At 69.0% G+C, this 26597-nt stretch carries 21 protein-coding genes; 16 read left to right on the plus strand and 5 right to left on the minus strand.

All coding sequences use genetic code 11. From position 1 onward, the window contains the following. Window positions 1–25: 25 nt before the first annotated feature. A complete protein-coding gene (locus ACYVOK_RS16480) occupies window positions 26–1084 on the minus strand; it encodes an NAD-dependent epimerase/dehydratase family protein (RefSeq protein ID WP_460663301.1) in 1059 nt (352 codons plus the stop codon). 140 nt (window positions 1085–1224) lie between these two features. Here ACYVOK_RS16480 and ACYVOK_RS16485 point away from each other — a divergent pair, with 140 nt between their 5' ends. After that, the gene (locus ACYVOK_RS16485) at window positions 1225–1878 is read left to right on the plus strand and encodes a 2'-5' RNA ligase family protein (protein ID WP_460663302.1); all 654 of its coding nucleotides are present in this window, start codon (window positions 1225–1227) and stop codon (window positions 1876–1878) included. Window positions 1879–1902: 24 nt separating this feature from the next. On the opposite strand, the gene ACYVOK_RS16490 is transcribed toward ACYVOK_RS16485, so the two are convergent. Further along, window positions 1903–2877 carry an NmrA/HSCARG family protein gene (locus ACYVOK_RS16490; protein WP_460663303.1) on the minus strand — a complete coding sequence of 325 codons (975 nt, stop codon included), beginning with the start codon at window positions 2875–2877 and terminating at the stop codon, window positions 1903–1905. 89 nt (window positions 2878–2966) lie between these two features. On the opposite strand from ACYVOK_RS16490, the gene ACYVOK_RS16495 reads away from it, so the two are divergent. Together ACYVOK_RS16495 and ACYVOK_RS16500 are read left to right on the plus strand one after the other, a co-directional pair. Then, a complete protein-coding gene (locus tag ACYVOK_RS16495; protein WP_460663304.1) occupies window positions 2967–3458 on the plus strand; it encodes a MarR family winged helix-turn-helix transcriptional regulator in 492 nt (163 codons plus the stop codon). A 285-nt stretch (window positions 3459–3743) separates the two neighbouring features. Next, window positions 3744–8606 carry an NAD-glutamate dehydrogenase gene (locus tag ACYVOK_RS16500; RefSeq protein WP_460663305.1) on the plus strand — a complete coding sequence of 1621 codons (4863 nt, stop codon included), beginning with the start codon at window positions 3744–3746 and terminating at the stop codon, window positions 8604–8606. 54 nt (window positions 8607–8660) lie between these two features. On the opposite strand, the gene ACYVOK_RS16505 is transcribed toward ACYVOK_RS16500, so the two are convergent. After that, window positions 8661–9401 carry a GntR family transcriptional regulator gene (locus ACYVOK_RS16505; protein ID WP_460663306.1) on the minus strand — a complete coding sequence of 247 codons (741 nt, stop codon included), beginning with the start codon at window positions 9399–9401 and terminating at the stop codon, window positions 8661–8663. A gap of 216 nt (window positions 9402–9617) precedes the next feature. On the opposite strand from ACYVOK_RS16505, the gene ACYVOK_RS16510 reads away from it, so the two are divergent. The 12 genes from ACYVOK_RS16510 to ACYVOK_RS16565 all read left to right on the plus strand — a co-directional run bounded on the left by ACYVOK_RS16510 (window position 9618) and on the right by ACYVOK_RS16565 (window position 23545). Beyond that, complete coding sequence (locus tag ACYVOK_RS16510; protein WP_460663307.1) at window positions 9618–10604, plus strand: Gfo/Idh/MocA family protein; 987 nt, start codon at window positions 9618–9620, stop codon at window positions 10602–10604. A 29-nt stretch (window positions 10605–10633) separates the two neighbouring features. Next, window positions 10634–11518, plus strand: coding sequence for a sugar phosphate isomerase/epimerase family protein (locus ACYVOK_RS16515; protein ID WP_460663308.1), 885 nt, complete (start codon window positions 10634–10636; stop codon window positions 11516–11518). Further along, window positions 11515–12606, plus strand: a complete 1092-nt coding sequence (iolC, locus tag ACYVOK_RS16520) for a 5-dehydro-2-deoxygluconokinase (RefSeq protein WP_460663309.1) — start codon at window positions 11515–11517, stop codon at window positions 12604–12606. The genes ACYVOK_RS16515 and iolC overlap by 4 nt, the downstream gene beginning before the upstream one ends. Before the next feature lie 43 nt (window positions 12607–12649). Then, on the plus strand, window positions 12650–13546 hold the full coding sequence (locus ACYVOK_RS16525; RefSeq protein ID WP_460663310.1) for a Cgl0159 family (beta/alpha)8-fold protein: 897 nt from the start codon (window positions 12650–12652) through the stop codon (window positions 13544–13546). 49 nt (window positions 13547–13595) lie between these two features. Continuing rightward, entirely contained in the window at window positions 13596–14486 is an 891-nt protein-coding gene (gene iolB, locus ACYVOK_RS16530) for a 5-deoxy-glucuronate isomerase (protein WP_460663311.1), read from the plus strand. A gap of 403 nt (window positions 14487–14889) precedes the next feature. Next, window positions 14890–16803: a 3D-(3,5/4)-trihydroxycyclohexane-1,2-dione acylhydrolase (decyclizing) gene (gene iolD, locus ACYVOK_RS16535; RefSeq protein WP_460663312.1), complete on the plus strand. Its 1914-nt coding sequence runs from the start codon at window positions 14890–14892 to the stop codon at window positions 16801–16803. 1 nt (window position 16804) lies between these two features. Further along, window positions 16805–17701, plus strand: a complete 897-nt coding sequence (locus tag ACYVOK_RS16540) for a sugar phosphate isomerase/epimerase family protein (protein WP_460663313.1) — start codon at window positions 16805–16807, stop codon at window positions 17699–17701. A gap of 81 nt (window positions 17702–17782) precedes the next feature. Beyond that, window positions 17783–18778: a substrate-binding domain-containing protein gene (locus tag ACYVOK_RS16545; protein WP_460663314.1), complete on the plus strand. Its 996-nt coding sequence runs from the start codon at window positions 17783–17785 to the stop codon at window positions 18776–18778. Window positions 18779–18787: 9 nt separating this feature from the next. Then, the gene (locus tag ACYVOK_RS16550) at window positions 18788–19834 is read left to right on the plus strand and encodes an ABC transporter permease (RefSeq protein WP_460663315.1); all 1047 of its coding nucleotides are present in this window, start codon (window positions 18788–18790) and stop codon (window positions 19832–19834) included. Continuing rightward, window positions 19831–20748, plus strand: a complete 918-nt coding sequence (locus tag ACYVOK_RS16555) for an ATP-binding cassette domain-containing protein (protein ID WP_460663316.1) — start codon at window positions 19831–19833, stop codon at window positions 20746–20748. Before ACYVOK_RS16550 ends, ACYVOK_RS16555 begins: the two co-directional genes overlap by 4 nt. 238 nt (window positions 20749–20986) lie before the next feature. Next, window positions 20987–21997, plus strand: a complete 1011-nt coding sequence (locus tag ACYVOK_RS16560) for a Gfo/Idh/MocA family protein (protein WP_460663317.1) — start codon at window positions 20987–20989, stop codon at window positions 21995–21997. 45 nt (window positions 21998–22042) lie between these two features. Then, window positions 22043–23545: a CoA-acylating methylmalonate-semialdehyde dehydrogenase gene (locus ACYVOK_RS16565; RefSeq protein WP_460663318.1), complete on the plus strand. Its 1503-nt coding sequence runs from the start codon at window positions 22043–22045 to the stop codon at window positions 23543–23545. 293 nt (window positions 23546–23838) lie between these two features. On the opposite strand, the gene ACYVOK_RS16570 is transcribed toward ACYVOK_RS16565, so the two are convergent. Next, entirely contained in the window at window positions 23839–24738 is a 900-nt protein-coding gene (locus tag ACYVOK_RS16570) for a LysR family transcriptional regulator (RefSeq protein ID WP_460663319.1), read from the minus strand. A 76-nt stretch (window positions 24739–24814) separates the two neighbouring features. Between ACYVOK_RS16570 and ACYVOK_RS16575 the strand changes: the two genes are divergently transcribed. After that, window positions 24815–25558: a CTP synthase C-terminal region-related (seleno)protein gene (locus ACYVOK_RS16575; RefSeq protein WP_460663320.1), complete on the plus strand. Its 744-nt coding sequence runs from the start codon at window positions 24815–24817 to the stop codon at window positions 25556–25558. Here the strand turns inward: ACYVOK_RS16575 and ACYVOK_RS16580 are convergent. Then, window positions 25513–26514 carry a Gfo/Idh/MocA family protein gene (locus ACYVOK_RS16580; protein WP_460663321.1) on the minus strand — a complete coding sequence of 334 codons (1002 nt, stop codon included), beginning with the start codon at window positions 26512–26514 and terminating at the stop codon, window positions 25513–25515. The two genes, ACYVOK_RS16575 and ACYVOK_RS16580, sit on opposite strands and share 46 nt — an antisense overlap. Window positions 26515–26597: the final 83 nt, after the last annotated feature.

The raw sequence follows: 26597 nt of genomic DNA on the forward strand, positions 1-26597 counted from the left end.
ATTCGAACGTCGCCGTTATTGGGAGCTACGGTCGCGCACCGACGCCGGTCGCGAACTCGCGCCAGCGCAATGGCCCGCCGGAGTGCGCCGCGAGTGGGGGAGTCGGTCCGCCCTCACCCGAGCGCAGGCCGTCGAGAAAGTCCTCCACGGCCGAGATGCTCGAGACTTTGGGTTCCCACTCCAGCTCCTCGCGGGCACGGTCGGTGGCCATCACGGGCAGAGCGCGGACCAGATCCAGCAATCCGGGTGCGGCCGGAACCAGATGTGCACCCCACGCCACCGACATCGCGGCCCGTACGGCGCGGAACGGCACGGGTACCGCCCGGCTCTTGAGCAACCGACTTATGCGTTCCATGTCGAGCACCGGCTCGGAAGCCACGTTGAAAGCGCCGCGCACTGGCCGCAACACAGCCGTCCCGTACGCCCGCGCCGCATCCGTCGCGTGCAACGCCTGCAGCACGAGTCCGCCGCCGGGATCAGGCAAGAACGGAATCCGGCCGTGGCGCAACACGAGCGAAGCAGGCACCAGCGGCCCGAGGAAGATCCGGCGCTGTTCGACCGCCGCGACCCGCTGAAAGACGAAGGCTGTTCGCATCCGCACCACCCGCGTCCCGGGTCGCTCATGCTCGAAGCTGTCGAGCAGGCGCTCGACGTACGCCTTCTCGCGGCTGTACGCGGCCGTCGGTACGCCGTCGGTCGGCCACGTCTCGTCGACCGGGGTCGCCGACCGGCGAGCGGAGTACGCACCGACGGACGACGCCACCACCACCGTCGCAACACCGCTCTCGGCGGCCGCGCGCAGTACGCGAGCAGTGCCCTCCACATTGGTCCGCCAGGTGACTTCCGGCTGATGCGTCGGCTGAAACAGCCAAGCCAGATGGACGACCGCATCCGCGCCGCGAAGCAGTGGCAGCAGGTCGTCAGCGGCGACGTCGGCTCGATGCCACTCGACCTGGTCGAGATAGCCGTGAGGCACGGGCCGGCGCGCGATGCCGGCCACCGAGTCGATCCCGGACAGCGTGAGGAGCTCTGTCATCACCGCCGTACCGACGTTGCCGGTGGCCCCGGTCACCACGATCCGCATACGAATCCGCCGCCCTCAGTGGCTGCGAGTGGAGCTGGAACCAGGTGCCCGTCCGGAACCTCCTGCAAACCCTCCCGTCAACAGCACGCTGCGAGGCAGCTGGTTGTTTGAGCTTTCCGCTGTGGGTAACGAACACGAGCGTGAGATCGGAAGACACCCGGGTGCATGCCGACGAACTGCGCGACCATTGGTGGTGGCGACCTGGATGGCGGCGCGGGACCCGGTACTACACCTGGTACGTCACGTTCCAGCACCAAACCGGGCTTCACCGGCTGGTTGATCGCTATCAGTCCGTCGTGGCGAAGTTCTCCGGCTTCCGGCTGGTCCCGCGCCGATGGCTCCACCTGACGGTGCAGGGTGTTGACCATGTCCACGCTGTCGACACGCCTGAAGTGGATGCGGTGATCACCGCAACCCGGGCCCGGTTGGCAGCGATGCGCCCGATCACGGTCGAGTTCGAGCGCGCCGTCGTATGGCCCGAGGCGATCGTCCTCCCGGCGCAGCCTTCTGCACGGATCGAGCCCGTGACCTCTGCGATCCGGTCGGCCGTCAGGGACGTCCTCGGGGATGAGCGGTTCGCCGACTTCCCCGATGGCTCACGTCCCCATGTCAGTCTCGCCTACTCCTGTGCGTCCGGTTCGGCGGATGCCGTCGCAGCCGCCGTCGATCGTGTCTCAGCGCCTCCGATCTCCGTCGACATCGAATCGGTTGCTCTGACAGAGCTGAACCGCGATCACGGCATGTACCGGTGGCGAACGATCGCCACCGCGTCGATCTCCAGCGCACATCGCTGAATCCGCATCACCGGAGGTTCTTGGTCAGTTCTGCGCTGCTTTGAGCTGGTCCTTGTGCTTGGCGAGCCAGTCGGGGAACGACTGGAGCGACGGGTTCAGCTCGCGGACCCTGTCCAGGTCGCGGTCGCCGGTGAAGCGCTCGTGGTTCTCGGCGTAGAACTGGAACATGTTGGCGAACTCGACGGCGAAGGGGAAGTCGAGGGCGCGGTACTGGTCCCAGGGGAGCGGACGGTAGACGACCGTCTCGCCCAGGGCTTCGGTGAGCGCGGCGGCGTACTGGTCGCCGGTGAGGTGGTCGCCGGCGATGCTGAGCGTGGTGCCGATCAGGTCGGGGCGCTTGAAGACGGCGAGGGCGGTGCGGCCGATGTCGTCGGAGGCGATACCGGACAGCGGCTTGTCGGCCATCGGCATGGTGATGGTCAGCGTGCCGTCCTCGGCCCGGACCGGGCCCATCCCGCTGACGAAGGCGTCGAAGTAGAACGCCGTCCGCAGGTTCGTCGTCGGTACGCCGTACTGCGTGAAGGTCTCGTCCGCCTCGCCCTTGGCGTCGAAGTGCGGGACCTTGTAGCGGCCGTCGTCCAGGCTGGGTACGTCGTCCCGGTCACCGAAGAACTCCCGGGTGTCCTCGAGTGTCGACCAGATCACGTGGCTGACACCGGCGTCACGAGCGGCCCGGGCGGCGGTCTCGGCGTGGGCCAGTTCCATCTCGGCGGGTGTGCGCGCGGCCGCGTCTTCGGGCGGCCGCGGAGCCCAGTAGTTCGTCACGACGAAGGCGCCGTACGCACCCTCGAAGGCGGCCCGGATGCTCGCCTCGTCGTCGAGATCGGCGGCGACCACCTCGGCGCCGGCCGCCGCGAGGGCCTTGGCCTTAGCGGACTCCGGGTCCCTGGTCAGCGCGCGGACGGCGAACTCCCCGGACGGGTCCTCGAGGATCGCGCGGACCAGCCCGCCGCCCTGCGCTCCGGTGGCTCCGACGACCGCGATCAGTTTCCTGCTCATCTGCACGAACTCCTTCTGAGTTGATGTGTCAACTCCCGAAGCATAGCGCGCTGAGTTGATACGTCAACCAGGGCGAGTAGGATGGGCGCGTGGGCAAGGGACCGTGGCTCGACGACGACGAGCAGACCGCGTGGCGCAGCTATCTGCTGATGAACAAGACGCTGACGACGCACCTCGAGCGTCACCTGCAGCGTGAGTTCGGTCTGTCCACCTCGGACTTCGAGATCCTGGTCAACCTGTCCGAGTCGGAGTCCGGCCGGATGCGCGCCTTCGAGCTGGGCCGGGCGACGCAGTGGGAGAAGAGCCGGATGTCGCACCACCTGACCCGGATGGAGAAGCGCGGCCTGATCCGGCGGGAGGCCTGCGACTCCCGCTATCCCGAGATCGCCATCACCGACGAGGGGATGGCCGCGATCAAGGCCTGTGCGCCGGTGCATGCCGCCCGGGTCCGCCAGTTCTTCGTCGACGTCCTCGGCCCGGACCGGATGATCGCGCTCGGCGAGGCGTCCGACGAGATCATCGAGACCATCGGCAAGCACTGCGAGAGCGAATGCCCGCCGGAGGTCAGCGGTCAGGCCTGACCCTGCTGCGCGACCCTTCGACCGGGCGATGCGGCAGTCGGCACGTGGTCCTCGGAGGCCGTCCGGATCACGCCCGGTGAGCTGTCGCATGCGCGCCGCGCAGTCCTTGCCCGCCGGCTTGGCACCGGGCCTCGGCGCACGTGTCGAAGGTGACTGATCAGGCTCTCGACAGGCTCGTCCCGACATCACACCAGTGACGAAGGTGGACTAGTCTCTGAGTGACCGCACAATGTCGTGCGGCCCGGCGCGAACCGCGCCGATGTCACGCGTTGGAGACGGTGGGGAATGCAGAGCAAGCTGGACGTCCAGAAGGCGGAAGTGCTCGCCAAGGCGGTCGCAGCGGGAACACACGGGCACGACAAGTCGATCGATCCGGCCAAGCTGAAAACCTTCCTCGAGCGGTACTACCGCCATGTCGCCGCCGAGGACGTCGCCGAGCGTGAGCCGACCGACTGCCTGGGCGCCGCGAAGCACCACTACAAGTCCGCGATGTCGCGTCCGCAGGGTACGGCGAAGGTGCACGTCTTCACCCCGACCCCGGAGGAACACGGCTGGTCGGCGAACGGCCGGACCGTGGTGGAGATCGTCATCGACGATATGCCGTTCCTGGTGGACAGCGCGTCGATGGCGATCAACGAGCGCAACCTCGAACTGCAGCTGCTGGTGCACCCCCAGTTCGTCGTACGGCGGGACATCGCCGGGACCCTGCAGGAAGTGCTGGACGACACCACCACCTCGGACGAGCACGACCTGGTCCGTGAGAGCTGGATGCACCTGGAGATCGAGCGGATCCCCGACGTCGCCGACCAGCGGGCGCTCGAGGACAAACTGCAGCAGGTGCTGCAGGACGTCCGGGTGGCGGTCGAGGACTGGCCGAAGATGCACGAGAAGGCCGTCACCATCGCCGCCGGCCTCGACGCGTCTGAGCTGCCGGTCGGCGAGAACGAGGTCGAAGATGCCCGCGAACTGCTGGAGTGGCTCGCCGACGAGCACTTCACCTTCCTCGGCTACCGCGAATACGACTTCAGCATGGAGGGCACGCAGGGCATCCTGCGCGGCCGGCCGGGCTCCGGCCTGGGCATCCTGCGGGCCGACCCGAAACCGGACTCGGGCAAGCTGCCGCCCGAGGTGAGCGCGAAGGCGCAGGAGCGCAAGCTGCTGATCCTGACCAAGGCGAACTCACGCTCCACCGTGCACCGGTCGGCGTACCTGGACTACGTCGGCATCAAGCAGTTCGACGAGACCGGTGAGCCGGTCGCGGAGTCCCGGTTCATCGGTCTGCTGTCGTCGACGGCGTACACCGAGAGCGTCATGCAGGTGCCGGTGTTGCGGCGCAAGGCGCTGGAGCTGTTCCGGATGACCGGGTTCGACCCGAACAGCCACAGCGGCAAGGGCTTGCTCGACGTTCTGGAGACGTACCCGCGCGACGAGCTGCTGCAGGCGCCGGTGGAGGACCTGCTGCCGATCGTCCAGTCGGTGCTGCACCTGCAGGAGCGCCGCGCCGTCAAGCTGTTCGTACGGCGTGACGTCTACAACCGCTACCTGTCCTGCCTGGTCTACCTGCCGCGCGACCGCTACACCACCGCGGTCCGGCTGAGGATGCAGCAGATCCTCAAGGACGCGATCGGCGCCGAGACGGTCACCTACGCCGCCTATGTGACCGAGTCGGTGCTGGCCCGGGTGCACTTCGTCGTCCGGATGAAGCAGGGCGAGACGGTCGGTGAGTACGACGCCGAGCTGCTCGAGCAGAAGGTGGTCGAGGCGACCCGGGCCTGGGCCGACGACTTCGTCGCCGCACTGCACTCCAAGGGCGGCGACGGTGCGGTCACGCAACTGGCCCGCAAGTACGCCGACGCGTTCCCGGAGGCGTACAAGGAGGACTTCGACGCCCGCGTCGCGGTCAACGACGTCACCGTGCTGGAGAGCCTGCCGCCGGAGAACGGTCTGGGCATGTCGCTCTACACCCCGATGGACGAGGAGTGGGCGGGCGAGCGCCGGTTCAAGGTCTTCCGGACCGGCTCGGCGCTGTCGCTGTCGCAGGTGCTGCCGCATCTGACCCACATGGGCGTCGAGGTGATCGACGAGCGGCCGTACGAGATCCGGCTCGGCGACTCCACGGCGTACATCTACGACTTCGGGCTCAAGGTGCCGAGCGACGTGGAGGAGCGGCCCGAGCTGCGCAAGCTGTTCTCCGACACGTTCCAGGCGGTGTGGGAGGGCCGGGCCGAGTCCGACAAGCTCAACGCGCTGGTCCTGCGGGGCAACCTGAGCTGGCGTCAGGTGTCGATCCTGCGGGCCTACCAGCGGTACATCCGGCAAGGCGGTACGCCGTTCAGCCAGGACTACATCGAGAACACCTTCCTCAACCACGTGGACGTGGCGAGCCTGCTGGTCCAGCTGTTCGAGACCAGCTTCGACCCGGCCCGCGGACCCGCCGACGACCCGGAGCGGGTGTCGCTCGCGGGCCAGTTGGAGAAGGAGATCCTGGCCGCGCTGGACACCGTCAAGAGCCTGGACGAGGACCGGATCCTGCGGTCCTACCTGACCGTGATCAAGGCGACGCTGCGGACCAACTACTTCCAGCTGAACCTCGCCGACGGCTCACCGCGTCCGTACATCTCGCTGAAGCTGGACCCGAAGGCGATCCCGGACCTGCCGCAGCCGCGGCCGGCGTACGAGATCTTCGTGTACTCGCCGCAGGTCGAAGGTGTGCACCTGCGCTTCGGCGCCGTCGCCCGTGGCGGTCTGCGCTGGTCGGACCGGCGGGAGGACTTCCGCACCGAGGTGCTCGGCCTGGTGAAGGCGCAGATGGTGAAGAACTCGGTGATCGTGCCGGTGGGCGCGAAGGGCGGGTTCTACGCCAAGCAGCTGCCGGACCCGGCCGTCGACCGCGACGCGTGGCTGGCCGAGGGCATCGCGTCGTACAAGACGTTCATCTCCGGGCTGCTCGACATCACCGACAACATCGTTGCCGGTGACGTCGTTCCGCCGCGGGACGTGGTCCGGTACGACGGTGACGACGCCTACCTGGTCGTTGCCGCGGACAAGGGCACGGCGACGTTCTCGGACATCGCGAACGGGGTCGCCAAGGAGTACGGGTTCTGGCTCGGCGACGCGTTCGCCTCGGGTGGCTCGGTGGGATACGACCACAAGGCGATGGGGATCACCGCGCGTGGTGCCTGGGAGTCGGTCAAGCGGCACTTCCGCGAGCTCGGGCATGACTGCCAGAGCCAGGACTTCACCGTCGTCGGGGTCGGCGACATGTCCGGTGACGTGTTCGGCAACGGGATGCTGTTGTCGGAGCACATCCGGCTGGTCGCGGCGTTCGACCACCGGCACATCTTCCTGGATCCGTCACCGGACGCGGCCAAGAGCTTCGCCGAGCGGCGCCGGCTGTTCGAGCTGCCCCGCTCGTCGTGGGCGGACTACGACCCGTCGCTGATCTCGGCCGGCGGCGGCGTGTACGCGCGGACGGACAAGGCGATCCCGATCTCGCCCGAGGTGCGTGAGGTGCTCGGGATCGAGGGCACGCCGGCCACGCTGACGCCTGCGGAGCTGATGAACGCGATTTTGAAGGCGCCGGTCGACCTGTTCTGGAACGGCGGCATCGGCACCTACGTGAAGTCGTCGGCCGAGACCAACGCCGACGTCGGCGACAAGGCGAACGACGCGATCCGGATCAACGGTTCGGAGCTGCGCGCCCGCGCGGTGGGCGAGGGCGGCAACCTCGGCTTCACCCAGCTGGGCCGGATCGAGTACGCGATGCACGGCGGCCGGATCAACACCGACTTCATCGACAACGTGGCCGGCGTGGACACCTCCGACCACGAGGTGAACATCAAGATCCTGCTGGACAAGGTGGTCGCCGACGGCGACCTGACCGAGAAGCAGCGCAACGACATCATCGCGTCGATGACCGACGAGGTGGCCGGGCTGGTGCTGAAGAGCAACTACCGGCAGAACATCGCGCTGGCGAACGCGGCCGCGCAGGCGCCCGCCTTGATGCACGTCCACCAGGACTGGGTACGGCGGCTGGAGAAGCAGGGACACCTCGACCGCGAACTGGAATTCCTGCCGAGCGTGGCCGAGTTCAAGCGGCGCAAGGCCGAGGGCCGTGGCCTGACGTCGCCGGAGCTGTCCGTGCTGATCGCGTACACCAAGATCGTGCTCGAGTCCGAGCTGCTGAAGACGTCGCTGCCGGACGACCCGTTCCTGGCGCACAAGCTGGCCAGCTACTTCCCGAAGGCGATCCAGCAACGGTTCGCCGACCAGATTCAGAGCCACCAGCTGCGCCGGGAGATCATCACCACCCAGGTGGTGAACGAGTTCGTGAACACGTCCGGTATCACGGCGTACCACCGGTTGTCCCTGGAGACCGGCGGCACCATCGAGGATGTCGTCCGGGCCAACCTGGCCGCCAGCCGGATCTTCCAGCAGCCGGAGCTGCTGACCCGCAACGCGGAGCTGGACAACGTCGTCGACGCCATGACCCAGACGCACATGCGGCTGGAGACGCGCACACTGGTCGAGCGGGCGACCCGCTGGCTGGTCAGCAACCGGCGCCCGCCGGTCGACATCGAGGAACTGATCGAGTTCTTCGCGCCGGGGATCGCCAAGCTCACCGCGGCGCTGCCCGACGTCCTGCGCGGACGCGAGCTGGCGTTGTTCGAGCAACGCCGGGAAGCCCTGGTGAGCAAGGGGGTTCCGGCCGACTTCGCGACCCGGATCGCCGTGCTGCCCCCGGCGTACGCCGGCCTCGGCATCGTCGAGACCGCGTCACACGGCGACCTCGACATCCACGAGGTCTCCAAGGTCCACTTCGCCCTCGGCGAGCGCCTGCAACTCGGCCGTTTCCTGGAGCGCATCATCGGTCTGCCGCGCAGTGACCGCTGGCAGACGATGGCGCGGGCGGCGCTGCGCGACGACCTGCACGCGGTGCACGCCCGTCTCACCGCGCAGGTGCTGGAAACCACCGACGCCACGGCCGAGCCGGAGGAACGCGTCATCGCCTGGCAGGACCAGAACGAGGCTGCCCTGTCGCGAGCCGCCACGATGCTCGAGGAGATCGTCGAAACCGAAGGCCCCGAGCTGGCGCACCTGTCCGTCGGCCTCCGCCTGGTCCGCACCCTGCTGGCCAACCAGGCCTGAGTGGTTGCCCGGCGTTGGCGTCACCCGGGTGACGCCAACGCCGCGGCGCGCCGGTCAGCGTTCGGAGACCACCACCTCGACGGAGTACTGGTCGGCGCGGTAGCAGTGGTCGCCGAACTCGACGGGCGAGCCGTCGGCGGCGTAGGCGGAGCGGGTCATGGTGACGAGCGGCTCGGCCTTGGTCATGTGCAGGGTACGGCGTTCCTCGGCGCTCGCGTTGCGGGCGCCGATCCGCTGCCGGGCGACCGTCGGTCGGATCCCGCGGGCCCGGAGTACGGCGTACAGGCCGGTGCTGGTGAGTTCGTCCAGGGTCAGGTCGTCGAGTGCCGGAGGCAACCAGTTGCGCATGATCGCGAGCGGCATGCCGTCGGCGTAGCGGAGCCGGACGATCGCCACCAGCGGGGTCCCGGCCGGCAGTTCGAGAACGGCGGCGGCGCGGTCGTCGTGGGCCTCGCAGTCGAGTGAGAGCACCTCGGTCCGCGGTGTCCGGCCCTCACGTTCGAGGTCGTCGTACAGGCTGGTCAGCTCGGCCCTGCGGTGCACCATCTGGTTCGCGACCGTGGTTCCGATCCCGCGCCGGCGGACCAGCAGGCCCTGGTTGACCAGCTCGGAGATGGCCCGGCGCACGGTCGGCCGGGACAGGTTCAGCCGGTCGGACATGCCGATCTCGTTCTCGAACTGGTCGCCGGGACGCAGTTTGCCCTCGGTGATGGCGGCGGTCAGCTGCTCGGCGAGCTGGTGGTAGAGCGGCACCGGGCTCGACCGATCGAGCTGAATCGGCAACGCGGCGGTCATCGGGAGACCAGGCCCCGTGACCCGCCGCGCCGGAGGCGTGGCATCAGTACCGTCATGAGCGGATGTTACAACAGCAAGGTATGTATGTCTCTACGTGAAAATGTGTTAACAAACTATTGACACCTTCTGCCCGGGCCGGAAAGCTGGCGGTCAGTCAGCGCGCCGCCCTCCGGGCCCCGGCGCGCCCGTTCGGGTGATCGAGGAGAGGCTGCGCGGATGCGGATCGGGTTGGTCGGGGTCGGGCGGATCGGCGCGTTCCACGCCGCGACCCTCAAGGGGTTGCCGGCGGTGGACCAGGTGGTGGTCGCGGACGCCGACGCGAACCGCGCCGAACTGGTCGCCAAGGACCTCGGGCTGGAGTACGCGCCGGACGTGGACGCGCTGCTGGCGAGCCGGCTGGACGGGTTCGTCGTCGCCGCCGCGACGTCGGCGCACGCTGACCTGATCGAAGCCGGTGTTGCCGCCCAGCTCCCGACGTTCTGCGAGAAGCCGGTCGCCATCGACCTGGCTGAGACCCTGCGTGTCGTCGAGGTGGTCGAGTCGTCCGGCGTACCGGTGCACATCGGTTTCCAGCGCCGGTTCGACGCCGGCTACCAGGCGGCCGCCGCGGCGGTGCGCTCCGGCGAGCTCGGGTACGTCCACCACATCCGGGCGAACACCAACGACGCGTTCCCGCCGCCGGCCGAGTACATCCCGACCAGCGGCGGCTTCTTCCGCGACTGCACCGTGCACGACTTCGACATCATCCGGTACGTCACCGGCCGCGAGGTGGTCAGCGTGTTCGCCACCGGAGCCAACCGCGGCGAGTCCTTCTTCGGCGAGTACGGCGACGTCGACGCGGCGGCCGCGCTGCTCACCCTCGACGACAACACCTTCGTCTCGGTCAGCGGCACCCGGTACAACGCCGCTGGCCACGACGTCCGGATGGAGGTGCTCGGCAGCCTCGGGTCGATCGCGGTCGGCCTGGACGAGCACACCGCGCTGCGTTCGGCCGAGCCCGGGGTCGCATTCCCCGGCGGTCAGCCGCACGCTACCTTCATGGACCGTTTCCGGCCGGCGTACGTCGCCGAACTCACCGCCTTCACCGAGGTCGTCGCCGGAACCCGCGACGTGCCCTGCACGGTCCGGGACGCCTACCAGGCCTTCCGGATCGCCGACGCCTGCGAACTGTCCCGCCGCGAGAACCGCCTCGTCAACCTGTGACGCCAACGACCGCAGAGGAGATCGGCCCGATGACTGACCTTGTACTCCGGATCGCCGGAGCCCCGATCTCGTGGGGCGTCTGCGAGGTCCCCGGTTGGGGCTGGCAGTACGACCCGGAGACCGTGCTCACCGAGATGCGCGACGTCGGCATCGCGGCGACCGAGTTCGGTCCGGACGGCTTCCTCCCCGGCGACCCGGCCGAGAAGGCGAAGACCCTGGCCGACGTCGGGCTCCGCGCCGTCGGAGGGTTCGTCCCAGTGGTCCTGCATGATCCGTCGCACGACCCGGCACCTGAGGTGGCCACGGCACTCGAAGGTTTCGTCGCCGCCGGTGCGACCACGCTGGTGCTTGCCGCCGCGACCGGCCAGGACGGGTACGACGACCGCCCGGTGCTGGACGACGACGACTGGAACACACTGCTCGGCAACCTGGACCGACTGTCCACGCTCGCGGCCGAACGCGGTGTGCTGGCCACGATCCACCCGCACGTCGGGACGATGGTCGAGAACGCCGACGACGTCGACCGGGTACTGCGCGGGTCGTCGATCGGTCTCACGCTCGACACGGGACACCTGCTGATCGGCGGCGTCGACCCGGTCGCGCTGACCGTGCAGCACACCGCGCGGATCAAGCACACGCACCTGAAGGATGTCGACGCCGGGTGGGCCGCGAAGGTGCAATCCGGTGAGGTCTCCTACACGGACGCCGTACGCGAAGGCATGTACCGCCCGCTGGGTGACGGCGACATCGACCTCACCACGATCGTCGCCACCCTGGAGAACTCCGGCTACCGCGGCTGGTACGTCCTCGAACAGGACACCATCCTCCGGTCCCGCCCCACCGACGAAGGCCCCGTCCGAGACGTCCGCACCAGCATCACCCACCTCCACCACATCGCGGAGACCCTCCGATGACCCCCGACGCTGTAGGCGCGGCGGGCGACGGCGCGGGCGCGGGAACTCCGGACACCGGCTTGTCGGCCGCTGGTGCTGCGCCGATCGCGGCCGGCAACCTGCCCGAGGCCGGCGCTGGGCCGCTCGGCTCGGCGACTCGGGGTGCCGGACCTGATGAGGTGTTGACGATTGGTCGGATCGGGGTGGATCTGTATCCGTTGCAGGTGGGGACTCGTCTGGAGGATGTGGAGAGCTTCGGGAAGTTCCTGGGTGGGAGTGCGACGAACGTCGCGGTGGCGGCGGCGCGGCACGGGCGGCGGTCCGCGGTGATCAGCCGGACCGGCAACGACCCGTTCGGCACCTTCATCCACCGCACGCTGCGCGAACTCGGCGTGGACGACCGGTACGTGACCCCGGTCGACGGCCTGCCGACCCCGATCACCTTCTGCGAGATCTTCCCGCCGGACAACTTCCCGCTGTACTTCTACCGGTTTCCCAAGGCCCCGGACCTCGAGATCTTCCCGTCCGAGCTGGACCTGACCGCGATCCGGGACGCGAGCATCTACTGGTCCACCGTCACGGGCCTGTCCGCCGAACCGAGCCGCTCGGCCCACTTCGTCGCCTGGGAAGCCCGCGGACGCCGCCCGCTCACCGTGCTCGACCTCGACTACCGGCCGATGTTCTGGGCCGATCCGAGCGAGGCACACGAGCAGGTCAGCCGGGCGCTCGAGTACTGCACCGTTGCCGTCGGCAACCGTGAGGAGTGTGAGGTGGCGGTCGGCGAAACCGACCCGGACAAGGCCGCCCAGGCCCTGCTCGACCGCGGTCTCGACCTGGCGATCGTCAAACAGGGCCCGAAGGGAACCCTGGCTCGTACCCGCGACGAACGCGTCGAAGTCCCGCCGTTCCCGGTCGAGGTGGTCAACGGACTCGGTGCCGGCGACGGCTTCGGCGGCGCGCTCTGTCACGGCCTGCTCGCGGGCTGGTCGCTGGAGAAGGTGATCCGGTTCGCCAACACGGCCGGCGCGATCGTCGCCTCCCGGCTCGAGTGCTCGACCGCGATGCCGACCGAGGCCGAGGTCCTGACCCGGTTGGGTGAGCAAGCATGAGCAACACCACCGGACAGGTCCCGAGTCAGTGGGGTGGGCGAGTATGAGCGACACCACCGGACAGCGCCTGGACCTCACCGACCTGCGGGTGCACCACCCGGAGCGGATCACCGAGGCGTGGCAGCAGCGACGACGCCGCGAACTCGTCGGTGCCGACGGTCGCCTGCTGATCGTCGCGGCGGACCACCCGGCCCGCGGTGCGCTCGGTGTCCGCGACGACCGGATGGCGATGGCGAGCCGGCCGGACCTGATCGACCGCCTGATGACCGCGCTGGCCCGGCCCGGCGTCGACGGTGTCCTCGCGACTCCCGACGTACTGGAAGACCTGCTGCTGCTCGGCGCCCTCGAGGGCAAGGTCGTGATCGGCTCGATGAACCGCGGCGGCCTGCAGGGCGCGGCCTTCGAACTCGACGACCGTTTCACGGCGTACCGCACGGCCGACGAGATCGCCGCACGCCGCCTCGACGGCGGCAAGATGCTGACCAGGATCGACCTGGACGACCCGGGCACGGTCACAACACTGGAGAGCAGCGCGGCCGCGGTCACCGGGCTGGCGGAGCACAAGCTGATGGCGATGGTCGAGCCGTTCTGGTCGACGCGCAAGGACGGGCGGGTCACCAACCTGCTCGACCCCGACTCGGTGATCAAGTCGATCCACATCGCGTCCGGACTCGGTGCGACCAGTGCGTACACCTGGCTCAAGCTCCCGGTCGTCGACGACCTCGAGCGAGTCATGGAAGCGACCACGCTGCCGACGTTGCTGCTCGGTGGCGACCCGACGACCTCGCCCGAGGAGACCTACGCCTCGTGGGGGAAGGCGCTCAGTCTGTCCTCCGTCCGTGGCCTCGTCGTCGGCCGCGCTCTGCTCTTCCCGCCCGATGGGGATGTAGCCGCGGCGGTCGACCAGGCCGCCACTCTCGTCCACGGAGGTACCGCATGACCGTGCATCCACAGCCCGAGGTGTGCCGCATCGGAGAGCGAGGACGTCCGTGACCGAATGGTTCAGGCCCGCGGGTACGACGGCGCGCGACGGCTTCGAGGTGCTCGTCCGGCCGGGGGAGCCGGACTGGCATCACACCGGCCTGGCGATCCGCACGCTGTTGCCGGGCCAGTCGGTCCAGATCGACACCGGCGACTGCGAGTACCTGGTGCTGCCGTTGAGCGGCTCCGCCGAGGTGATCGTGGACGGCGAGACCGTCCCGCTCGGCGGTCGCGCCGACGTCTTCGCCGGACCGACCGATGTCGCCTACGTTCCCCGCCGTACGACGGTTGCGGTGGTGAGTGCGGGTGGTGCGCGGATCGCGTTCCCGCACGCCAAGGCGGCGAGTGACTACCCGTTCCGGCGGATCGGGGTCGAGCAGGTCGAGACCGAGTTGCGTGGTGCCGGTGTCGCGTCCCGGCAGGTGCGGAACTTCGGTACGCCGGCCGTCCTCGACGCCGACTCGATCATCGCCTGTGAGGTGCTCACGCCGGCCGGCAACTGGTCGTCGTACCCGCCGCACAAGCACGACGAGCACAAGCCGGGTGAGGAGACCGAGCTCGAGGAGATCTACTACTTCGAGCTGCAGCTCTCCGACGACGCCCCGGAAGATGCCAAGGGCAACGACCCGATCGGGTACCAGCGGGTCTACGGGACCGAGGACCGGCCGATCGACGTCCTGGCCGAGGTCCGCAGCGGCGATCTGGTCCTGGTCCCGCACGGGTGGCACGGGCCGGCGATGGCGCCGCCCGGGTACGACATGTACTACCTCAACGTGATGGCCGGTCCCGGCACCGAGCGCGCGTGGCTGATCAGCGACGACCCTCGCCACGCCTGGGTCCGCGACCTGTGGACCACCCAGCCCATCGACCCCCGCCTCCCGCTCGGAGCACACCCATGACAGGCAAGGCCGCTGTGCAGCCAAGCACGCCGGCGACACGCGAGGCAGTTGTGCACCCGAGCACACGCATGACGGGCGAGCCGGTTGCGCAGCGGAGCACACCCATGACAGGCGAGGCAGTCGGTCAGCGGAGCACGCGGACGACGGGCGAGCCGGCTGGGCAGGGGAGCACACCCATGACAGGCGAGGCAGTCGGTCAGCGGAGCACACCCATCACGGTCGAGGCGGTCGGGCAGCGGAGCACACCCGTGACGGGCGAGGGGGCTGGGCGGTGGGGTGCGCTGGTGAGTGGTGGGGTGGCCGGGGAGTTGGGGGCAGCGGTGACGGGTGGGGTGGCAGGGGAGCAGGTGGAGCGGGGTGTGGGTAGCGAGTGTCGAGTGATGGTTCGTGGAGGAGGACAGCGATGACGGTACGTCTCACGGTCGCGCAGGCGTTGGTGCGATTCCTGAGCGTCCAGTACTCGGAGCGCGACGGGCAGCGGCAGCGGCTGTTCGCCGGGTGCCTGGGCATCTTCGGGCACGGCAACGTGGCCGGCGTCGGCCAGGCGCTGTTGCAGGCCGAGCTCGAGGACCCGCAGGCACTGCCGTACATCCTGGCCCGCAACGAGCAGGCCATGGTGCACACCGCCTCCGCGTTCGCCCGCACCCGCGACCGGCTCCAGACCTATGCGTGCACGGCAAGCATCGGCCCGGGCTCGACCAACATGTTGACAGGCGCGGCCCTGGCCACGATCAACCGGCTGCCCGTTCTCATCCTCCCTTCCGATGTGTTCGCGACCCGCGTGGCGACACCTGTACTGCAGGAGCTGGAGAGCTTCTCCGCCGGCGACGTGTCCGTCAACGACGCGTTCCGCCCCGTCTCCAAGTACTTCGACCGCGTCTGGCGCCCCGAACAGTTGCCCTCGGCACTGCTCAACGCCATGCGCGTCCTGACCGACCCGGTCGAGACCGGCGCGGTGACGCTGGCCTTGCCGCAGGACGTCCAGGCCGAGGCCTACGACTGGCCCGAGGAGCTCTTCACCGAGCGCACCTGGTACGTCGCAAGGCCGTTGCCCGAAGCATCAATTGTCGACAAGGCGGTAGATCTCCTACGGTCCGCGCAACGGCCGCTGATCGTCGCCGGCGGCGGCGTGCACTACTCCGGCGCCGAGGACGCGCTCCGCGAGTTCGCCGAGGCGACCGGCATCCCGGTGGCCGAATCCCAGGCAGGCAAGGGATCGCTGCGCTACGACCACCCGCAGTCGGTCGGCGCGGTCGGCTCGACCGGAACCACGGCGGCCAACGCGCTGGCCCGCGACGCCGACCTGGTGATCGGCATCGGCACCCGCTACAGCGACTTCACGACGGCCTCCAGGACGGCCTTCCAGAACCCGGACGTGCGGTTCGTCAACATCAACGTGGCGCGCTTCGACGGTGGCAAACATGCCGGCCTTCCTCTCGTCGCGGATGCTCGGGAGGCCCTTGTTTCCTTGCGATCCGCGGTCGGTGACTGGTCTGTGAGCGACCAGTACAGATCGTTGACGGCCCGGCTCGCAACCCAGTGGGACGAGATTGTGGACAACGCCTACAACCCGCCCGCCGAGGTGACGTCGAAACTGGCCGACGGCCTGCTGACCCAGGGTCAGGTGCTCGGTGCGGTCAACGAATTGTCGGCGCCGTCTGATGTGGTGGTCTGCGCAGCCGGTTCGATGCCGGGTGACCTGCACAAACTGTGGCGGACGCGCGACCCGAAGGGATACCACGTCGAATATGGCTACTCCTGCATGGGCTACGAGATCGCCGGCGGTATCGGCGTCCGCCTCGGCGCGCCCGAGCGCGACGTGTTCGTCCTGGTCGGCGACGGGTCGTACCTGATGATGTCCACCGAGCTCGTCACCGCGGTCCAGGAGAACGTGAAGATCATCGTCGTCCTGGTCCAGAACCACGGCTTCGCCTCGATCGGCGCACTGTCGGAGTCCCTGGGGTCCCAGCGTTTCGGTACGGCGTACCGGCGCCGGAGCAGCGACGGACGCCTCGACGGCGACTACCTGCCGGTCGACCTGGCCGCGAACATCCGCAGTCTCGGCGTCGACGTGATCGAGGTGCGCGACCGCGCCGAGCTGGAGAAGGCGATCGGTACGGCGAAGGCCGCGGACGGGCCGATCGCGATCCACGTGACGACGGATCCGCTGATCGGCGGTCCGGACAGCGAGTCGTGGTGGGACGTGCCGGTCAGCGAGGTCTCCGTGCTCGACTCGACGCAGGCCGCGTCGGCGTCGTACCAGGAGTCCAAGAAGGCGCAGCGGCCGTATCTGGCGCCGGCCGAGGGAGACCGCTGACATGGGCACGATCAGCGTCGGCAGCGCGCCGGACTCGTGGGGTGTGTGGTTCGCCGACGACCCGCGGCAGACGCCGTGGGAGAGGTTCCTCGACGAGGTCGCCGGGGCCGGGTACACCCGGATCGAGCTCGGGCCGTACGGCTACCTGCCGACCGACCCTTCCCGGTTGAAGGAGGAGCTGGACAAGCGCGGCCTGACGATGACGGCCGGTACGACGTTCGAGCAGCTGCATCGGCCGGACGGGTGGGAGTCGACCTGGCGAGACGTGTCGAGGGTGGCCGAACTGACCGCCGCGATGGGCGCGCGGCACCTGGTCGTGATGCCGTCGATGTGGCGAGACTCGGTGACCGGCCGGCCGACAGAGGACCGGCTCGATCACGAGGGTCAGGCTCGGCACGGTCGGCAGGTGACGGAGCTGGGCCGGCGGATCGCCGAGGAGTACGGGCTGAAGACCCAGTACCACCCGCATGCGGACGGCCACGTCGACACCCAGGACACCGTCGAGCGCTTCCTCGCGGAGACCGACGGCGACTACGTGAACCTCTGTCTCGATACGGGGCACATCAGCTACTGCCGCGGTGACAACCTCGAACTGATCCGGAAGTATCCGGACCGGATCGGCTACGTCCATCTCAAGCAGGTCGATCCCGAGGTCCTGGCGGCGGTGGAGGCCGATGGGGCCGGGTTCGACGAGGCGGTCAGGCGTGGCGTGATGTGTGAGCCTACCCACGGCGTACCCGAACTGCCGCCGGTGCTGGATGCGCTGGCGGGACTCCAGGTGGACCTGTTCGCGATCGTCGAACAGGACATGTATCCGTGCCCACCCGACGTACCGCTGCCGATCGCGGAGCGAACGTTGGCCTATCTGAGATCCCACGGGGGTGGCGTATCGATCTGACGGCCAGCAGAGTGTGCACTCTCTGGTCCCTCGCAACACCGCGGGGCGACCCGCGGATCGTCTGAAAGGCTGGTTGTAGTCATGGTTCGGTGGCAGAAGAAGGTTGCGGCCGCGGGGGCGGCACTCGCCGTGGTCGTGGCGCTCGCCGCGTGCAGTTCGTCCGGCGGCAAGCAGGAGGAGCAGAACGCCGGTTCCGGCTCCGGGAACGTCGCGGACACCCCGCGGATGAAGGTCGCACTGATCACCCACTCGGGTCCCGGCGACACCTTCTGGGACATCGTCCGCCGCGGCGCGGAGGTGGCCGCGAAGAAGGACAACATCGAGCTGCAGTACTCCTCCGATCCGGACGGAGCCGCTCAGGCGAACCTCGTGCAGACCGCGATCGACTCCAAGGTCGACGGTATCGCGGTGACCCTGAACAAGCCGGACGCGGTGATCCCGAACGTGAAGAAGGCGATCGCGGCCGGCATCCCGGTGACCGTCCTCAACGGCGGCCTGGACGTCTGGAAGACCACCGGCGCACTCGGGTACTTCGGCCAGGACGAGCGGATCGCGGGTCAGGCGACCGGTGACAAACTGAAGCAACTCGGCGCGAAGAAGGTCATCTGCGTCATCCACGAGCAGGGCAACGTCAGCCTCGAGGCGCGCTGCCAGGGCATCAAGGACAGGTTCCCCGCCGTCGAGAACGTGAACGTCAACGGCACCGACCAGCCGGGCACCCAGGCGACGCTCACGTCCAAGCTGCAGCAGGACAAGACGGCCGACTTCGTGGTCGCGCTGAACGCCGGTATCGCCCTGACCGCGGTTCAGGCGGCCAAGGACGCCGGGTCGTCGGCCAAGATCGGCAGCTTCGACATGAGCAAGGAGATGGCCAAGGCGGTCAAGGACGGCACGGTGCAGTTCGCGGTCGACCAGCAGCCGTACCTGCAGGGCTACCTGGCGATCGATGCGATCTGGCTCTACAAGACCAACGGCGACACGATCGGCGGCGGTGAGGCGACGCTGACCGGGCCGGCCTTCATCGACAAGTCGAACATCGAGGCGGTCGAGAAGTTCGCCGCCGCCGGGACGCGCTGAGGTAGCGCCATGGCATCGACCATCACGTCACCTGTGGCCGCCGACGACCGCGTCTCCGCGCGGTCGATCGGTGCCCGCCTGCTGAGCCGTCCCGAGATCGGGTCGCTCGTCGGAGCGGCAGTGATCCTGGTGTTCTTCCTGGTCACGGCGGCACCGTTCCGGGACGTCAACAACACGGGCACGATCCTGTACCAGGCCGCGCTGATCGGCGTGATGGCGGTGCCGGTGTCGCTGCTCATGATCGGCGGCGAGTTCGACCTGTCGGCGGGGGTCGCGGTGACCACCTCAGGGCTGACGGCCGGCATCTTCGCCTACCAGCTCAGCCTGAACGTGTGGGTGGGGGTGGTGGTCGCGCTCGTGCTGTCGCTGCTGATCGGCCTGTTCAATGGCTGGCTGCTGATGCGGACCGGCCTGCCCAGCTTCCTGGTGACGCTGGGCACCTTCTTCATCCTGCAGGGCCTGAACATCGCGGTGACCCGGCTGACCTCCGGCGCGGTGGCGTCGAACTCGATCAGCGACATGGACGGGTTCAGCTCCGCCAGGGCGTTGTTCGCGTCGGAGTTCAAGCTGGGCGGGATCACCGTCAAGATCGTCATCGTCTGGTGGATCCTGTTCGTCGCCATCGCCGCCTGGGTGCTGCTGCGAACGAAGGTCGGGAACTGGATCTTCGCGGTCGGCGGCGACGCGGCGGCGGCCCGGGCGGTCGGCGTACCGGTGAAGAAGGTCAAGATCGGCCTGTTCATGACCGTCGGCTTCTTCGCCTGGTTCACTGGCATGCAACTGCTGTTCGTGCAGAACGGTGTGGTGCAGTCGGGTGAGGGAGTCGGCAAGGAGTTCCTCTACATCATCGCGGCTGTCGTCGGCGGCTGCCTGCTCACCGGCGGCTACGGCTCGGTCGTCGGCGGGGCGATCGGCGCGCTGATCTTCGGCATGGTCCAGCTCGGCGTCGTGTACGCCGGCTGGAACCCGGACTGGTTCAAGGCCTTCCTCGGTGCGATGTTGCTGCTGGCAACCATCGTGAACCTCGTCGTCAAGAACAAGGCGGAAGCGCGATGACCACGACGAGGAGCTTCGCCAGCGAGGCGACCACCAGCCCGACCACGCCGATCGTGCACCTGGAGAACGTCGGCAAGAACTACGGCAACATCCAGGCGCTCCGGGGTGTGTCGCTGTCGGTCCGGCAGGGCGAGATCACCTGCGTGCTGGGCGACAACGGCGCGGGCAAGTCGACGCTGATCAAGATCATCGCCGGCCTGCACGACTACACCTCCGGCACCATGTCGGTGAACGGCGAGGAGCGGCACTTCTCGTCGCCGCGCGAGTCGCTCGACAGCGGCATCGCCACCGTCTACCAGGACCTCGCGCTGGCGCCGCTGATGTCGGTCTGGCGCAACTTCTTCCTCGGCAACGAGATCACCAAGGGCCCGTTCGGCCTGCTCGACTCGGCCAGGATGAAGCGGATCGCGCAGGAGGAGCTGACCAAGATGGGGATCTCCATCCCCAACCTGGAGCAGCCCGTCGGCAAGCTGTCCGGCGGTCAACGGCAGTGCGTCGCGATCGCCCGGGCGATCTACTTCGGCGCGAAGGTGCTGATCCTCGACGAGCCCACGGCGGCGCTGGGCGTGAACCAGTCCGGCGTGGTGCTCAAGTACGTCGTCAAGGCGCGGGACGCGGGCATCGGCGTCATCTTCATCACCCACAACCCGCACCACGCCTACCTGGTCGGCAACCACTTCGTCGTACTGAAACTCGGCCGGGTCGCGCTGGACGTCCATCGGGCCGACATCACGCTGGAGCAGCTGACCACCGAGATGGCCGGTGGGTCGGAGCTGGAGGCGCTCAGCCACGAGCTCCGGGGTATCGACGCCGGCGCCGTCGTCGATCCGGCTCAGGTCGCGAATTCCGCCGTACGGGATGGACAGGCCGAGCCGGCCGAGGACACTGAACAGGAGAAGAAGGAGGACGCATGACAGTACTCATGACCGGGCCTCCGGCGCGGGCGGGGTCCTGGGGCTCTTGCTCCCAGCCTTCCCTCGTCGCTCCAGTCGCTGTGCTGACTGCCGCGCCGTCCGGCGCGGCGGGTCCTGGGGCCTTGGTTCCCGGCCTTCCCTCGTCGCTTCGGTCGCTTCGCTCCCTCCGCTCCTCAGTCCAGGCCGGGGGGCCCATGACCGGGCTCCCTCCGCTCCTCAGTCCAGGCCGGGAGGCCCCATGACCGATCTGCGGATCGGGATCGTCGGCGTCGGGGTGATGGGCGCCGACCATGCCGAGCGGGTCGCCCGCCGCACCGCCGGGGCGCGCCTGGTCGCGGTGTCCGATCCGGACGCCGCGCGGGCGACGGCCGTGGCGGAGGCGATCGGCGGCGTCCAGGTGTTCGCGGACCCGCTGGCGCTGATCGCCGACGGCGCGGTGGACGCGGTGATCCTCGCCTCACCCGGGTTCGCCCACGCCGAGCAGCTCTTCGCCTGCCTCGAACACGGGAAGCCGGTGTTGTGCGAGAAGCCGCTGACCATGGACGCGGCGTCGTCGCTCGGCGTGGTCGAGGCCGAGCACAAGCTCGGCCGGCCGCTCATCCAGGTCGGTTTCATGCGCCGGTTCGATCCGGAGTACGCCGCTCTGAAGCAGCTGCTCGACTCGGGGGAACTGGGCCGCACGCTGCTGCTGCACAACGTCCACCGGAACAAGTCGGTCCCGGAGACGTTCCGCAGCGAGATGATCGTGCGTGACTCCCTCGTGCACGAGGTCGACGTCGCCCGCTGGCTGTTCGCCGACGAGATCACCCGGATCACCGTGCACACACCGACGCCGAGCAGCCTGGTCGGCGAAGGGGTGCTGGATCCGCAGCTCGCGGTGTTCGAGCTGGCGAGCGGCGCGATCGCCGACGTCGAGGTGTTCGTCAACTTCCAGGTCGGCTACGAGGTCCGGTGCGAGGCAGTCGCCGAGCGCGGCAGCGCCACCATCGGTCTCGGCTCGGGCCTCTTCACCCGCGCCGGCGGTCGGTGGGGCGGCGCGCTACCGGCCGACTTCCGGGTCCGCTTCGAGCAGGCGTACGACATCGAGGTGCAGCGCTGGGTCGACGCCGCGGGACGCGGTGAGATCGACGGTCCGAGTGCCTGGGACGGCTATGCGGCGGCCGCTGTCTGCGAGGCGGGCCTGGAGTCCCTCAGCACCGGCCGCCCTGTCGACGTCGACCTCGCCGACCGCCGGAAGGTCCTCGGATGACCCGGACCACCTGCCACCCCGTCACCAACGCAGTAAGGACGCATCGTGAGTACTGACATCAAGCGCATCACCCATCTGGTCGGCGGCAGCTACTGGACCGGCGTCGCCGAGCGGACCAGCAAGGTCTACAACCCCGCGACGGGCGCGGTGACCGGCGAGCTCGACCTGGCCTCGGCCGCCACCGTCGACGAGGTCGTGAAGGTCGCCCACGAGGCGTCCAAGGCGTGGGCGCAGACCTCGCTCACCAAGCGGACCCAGGTGCTGTTCGCCTTCCGCGAGCTGGTGAACCAGCGCAAGGAACAGATCGCCGAGCTGATCACCGCCGAGCACGGCAAGGTGCTGTCCGACGCGGTGGGCGAGGTGACCCGCGGCCTCGAGGTGATCGAGTTCGCCTGCGGCATCCCGCACCTGCTGAAGGGCGGGTACAGCGAGGGGGTCTCGACGAAGGTCGACGTGTACTCGATCCGCCAGCCCCTCGGCGTCTGCGCGGTCATCTCGCCGTTCAACTTCCCGGCGATGGTGCCGATGTGGTTCGTCCCGATCGCGGTCGCCTGCGGCAACAGTGTGGTGATCAAGCCGTCCGAGAAGGACCCGTCGGCCGCGAACGCGATGGCCGAGCTCTGGAAGGAGGCCGGGCTGCCGGACGGTGTGGTCAACGTCGTCCACGGCGACAAGGAGGCCGTCGACCGGCTGCTCGAGCACCCCGACATCAAGGCGGTGTCGTTCGTCGGGTCGACCCCGATCGCGAGGTACGTCTACGAGAACGGCACCAAGCACGGCAAGCGCGTCCAGGCGCTCGGCGGTGCGAAGAACCACATGGTCGTGCTGCCGGACGCCGATCTGGACCTGGCCGCCGACGCCGCGGTGAACGCCGGCTTCGGTTCGGCGGGCGAGCGGTGCATGGCGATCTCGGCGCTGGTCGCGGTCGAGCCGATCGCCGACGAACTGGTCGGCAAGATCAAGGAGCGGATGGCGACGCTGCGGACCGGTGACGGCACCCGCGGCTGCGACATGGGCCCGCTCGTCACCGGCGCGCACCGCGACAAGGTCGCCGGGTACGTCGCGGCCGGCGTCGAGGAAGGTGCGGACCTGGTCGTCGACGGCCGCAACGGCGAGTTCGACGGAGCCGACGACGGGTTCTGGCTGGGCCCGACGCTGTTCGACAAGGTGACGCCGGAGATGTCGATCTACACCGACGAGATCTTCGGGCCGGTGCTGTCCGTCGTCCGCCTCCCGTCGTACGACGCCGCCCTCGACCTGGTGAACTCCAACCCGTACGGCAACGGCACCGCCATCTTCACCAACGACGGTGGAGCGGCGCGCCGGTTCCAGAACGAGGTCGAGGTCGGGATGGTCGGCATCAACGTGCCGATCCCGGTGCCGATGGCGTACTACTCGTTCGGCGGCTGGAAGAACTCGCTCTTCGGCGACAGCCACGCCCACGGCACCGAGGGCGTCCACTTCTTCACCCGCGGCAAAGTCGTCACGTCCCGCTGGCTCGACCCGTCCCACGGCGGCCTGAACCTGGGCTTCCCCACCCACGACTAGCCCGGGCTTTTGGGGCTGGTTGGGTGTAGCGTCGAGGGCAACCCCCGGGGCATGAGGAGTACCGCGGCGTACGAAGGCCGTTGGCCTGTCCGCAGTCGTCGAGCCGGCCACTGAGCCCGCCGTCAAGCCCAGGAGTGCGTGATGTCGAAGAACAAAGGCGGACGCGAGGTCCGCAAGCCCAAGCAACCCAAGAAGCCCAAGGCCCCGCCCAGCGACAGCGCCATCATCCCGCCCACCAAACAGGCGCGGAAGTAGCCGCCGACCGTCCCGGCCGTCGTCGTACCGGACTGAAGTCAACTGGTACGACGGTTCGCCGGGGCGGTGAGTGCGGCGGCGAGATCGGCGGCTCGAGGTCCGTCGAGGTGGCCGTACAGGAGTTCCGTCCGGTGCACGAGCCGAGGTGCGCCGACGGGAACCTTGGTGACACCTGCCGGGACGTCGATCGTGACCGGCAGTACGGCGAGGCCGTGGCCTGCGGCAACCAGGTCGAGCAGGGTGAGCAGGTCCGCGCCGGTGTACACGAGCGCCGGCCGGAGAGCATCGGTTTCGACAGCCGCCCGCAACTCCTCCAGCGACGCACTCACCATAGGTGCGTCGATCCATCGGGCGTCGACCAACGCCGACAACCCGAGCCGCTTGCGGCGGGCCATCGGGTGATCGTCCGGCAGTACGACGGCCAGCGGCTCCTGGGCGACCGCGGACGTGCGGAGCAACCCGACGTCGGGGAGCTTCAACGGATCGCTCGGCGCGGCGATCCCGTCGACCAGGCCGAGGTGGTACGCGCCGGACGCCACGCCGCGCGCGACCTCGTCGCGGCGAGCCACCTCGAAGGTCACCGCGATCCCCGGCCTGGACTGCCTGAGTTGCGTCAGTGCCCGGGCCACCCGGGTCGCACCGGCCAGCGGAGTGGAGGCGAAGACGATCTCACCGGGAGGTTCGCCGACCACCCGCCGTACGTCGGCCTGGGCGGCCTCGATGCGGAGCAGGATCGCTCCGGCGTGCTCGAGCAGGCGCTGGCCCGCCGGAGTCGGAGCGACCGGCCGACGGGTGAGGAGCGCGGCGCCGAGCGAGTTCTCGAGGGTGGCGATGTGCTGTGAGACCGCCGACTGGGTGTAGCCGAGGTCGGATGCCGCGGCGGAGAAGGAACCGTTCGTCGCCACCGCGATGAAGGTGCGGAGCAGATGCGGATCCACGCCGATCAGTATCGCTTATCGAGGATGCAGAGATCATCGTTGGTGCTGATCCGGGTACGCCGCGCAGGATGAGCCCATGACGACTCACGCGTACTCCGCCCGGATCGCCTTGGTCGGCGACCGTTCGCCGCAGGTCCGCTCACATCACCGGGTGCCGCAACTGCTCGACCGGTTGCGCGAGCGGGAAGGCCTCGACCTGGACGTGTACTGGATCCCCACCGACGAGGTGGACGCGATGGACGCCTTCGACGGGATCTGGGTGCTTCCGGGAAGTCCGTACCGCAGCGAGGCCGGCGCCATCAGCGCGATCCAGACGGCGCGTGAGCGGGGGATCGCGTTCCTGGGGACCTGCGGCGGGTTCCAGCACGCGATGCTTGAGTATGCGCGCAACGTCTGCGGTGCGACCGGCGTACAGCATGCCGAGAACACGCCTGACGGCGACGACCTCCTGATCGTCCCGCTCGCGTGCTCCCTCGACGGTCACGAGGCCACGGTCGAGGTGCGGGCCGGCACACTGGCCGGGCGGCTGCTCGGCGGGGAGCGTTCCACCGAGCGCTACCACTGCTCGTACGGGCTCGATCCCGCGCGGCAGAGCATGCTCGAGGACCACGGCGTGGTCTTCAGCGCGTACGACGCCGACGGTGCGCCCCGGATCGCCGAGCTACCGGGGCACCCGTTCTTCCTGGCGACGCTGTTCCAGCCCGAGTTGTCCGGCGACGGCACCCGGCCGCACCCGTTCGTCCAGGCGTTCGCTCACGCGGCCGCCGTACGTGCTCAGAGCGTGGAGACCGGCCGCGGCAACATCCCGGCGTCCCGGTAGCAGGCGTCGATCAGCTCCATCGTCGCCAGCGCGTCGTCCGCGTCGGTGAGCACGGACGCGCCGTCGCGGACCGCCGCTGCGAACGCCTCCAGCTGGTACGTGTACGACGTCCGCGTGCCGAGGTGCTCGACCCAGGTGTCCTCCTTGGTCGTCACGATCACCCGGTCGTCGTTCTGCGGCAGCACGAAGAACGGCGCGAACGCCTCACCACGCGTGCCGACGACCTTGAGGCTGAACTCGACGTTCTCGGCGGCCATGCTGGTCCGGACCGCACCGGTCGCGCCGCTCGGGAACTCGAGATCCGCGTTCAGCCACTCGTCGACCCCCGGCAGCCGCTTGCGTTCACCGGCGCGTGCGCTGACGAGCTTGGGCGCACCACCGGCGTACGGCGCGAGCATCCGCTGCGCGTGGATCGCGTAGCAGCCGACGTCCATCACGGCACCACCGGCGAGTGGCAGCGACCAGCGCGGGTCGGTGTCCGGCGGCGGAGGCATCACCATGGTTGCCTCGACGTGCTGCAGGTCGCCGAGCTCACCCTTGGCGAGCAGGTCCTGCAGCCGGCGCATCACCGGGTGGTACGCGTAGTGGAAGCCCTCCATGAACACCACACCGCGCTCACGGGCGGCGTCGCGCACCTCGGCCGCCTCGGTGGCGTTGCTGGCCGACGGCTTCTCGGTCAGCACATGCTTGCCTGCGGCAATCGCCCGCAGGTTCCACGGTCCGTGCAGGCCGTTGGCCAGCGGGTTGTAGATCGCCTCGACCTCGGGGTCGTCCAACACGTCCTGGTAGGACGCGTGCACCCGTTCGACCTGGTGTTCCGCCGCGAACGCCCCGGCGCGGCCGGCGTCCGGGGCCGCCACCGCGACCAGCCGGGCTCCGGTCACCCGGGCCGGCTCCACGATCGCCCGGCCGGCGATCCGGGCAGCCCCGAGAATCCCGATACGCAGCGGTTCCATGCCTTCTCCTTCGATGGACGGCCGTACGGGCGGCGTACGGCGGGTCGTCTGAGTGGGCGCGTTCCGCCGGTAAGGGTAGTGCG

Source organism: Kribbella swartbergensis (assembly GCF_054784135.1).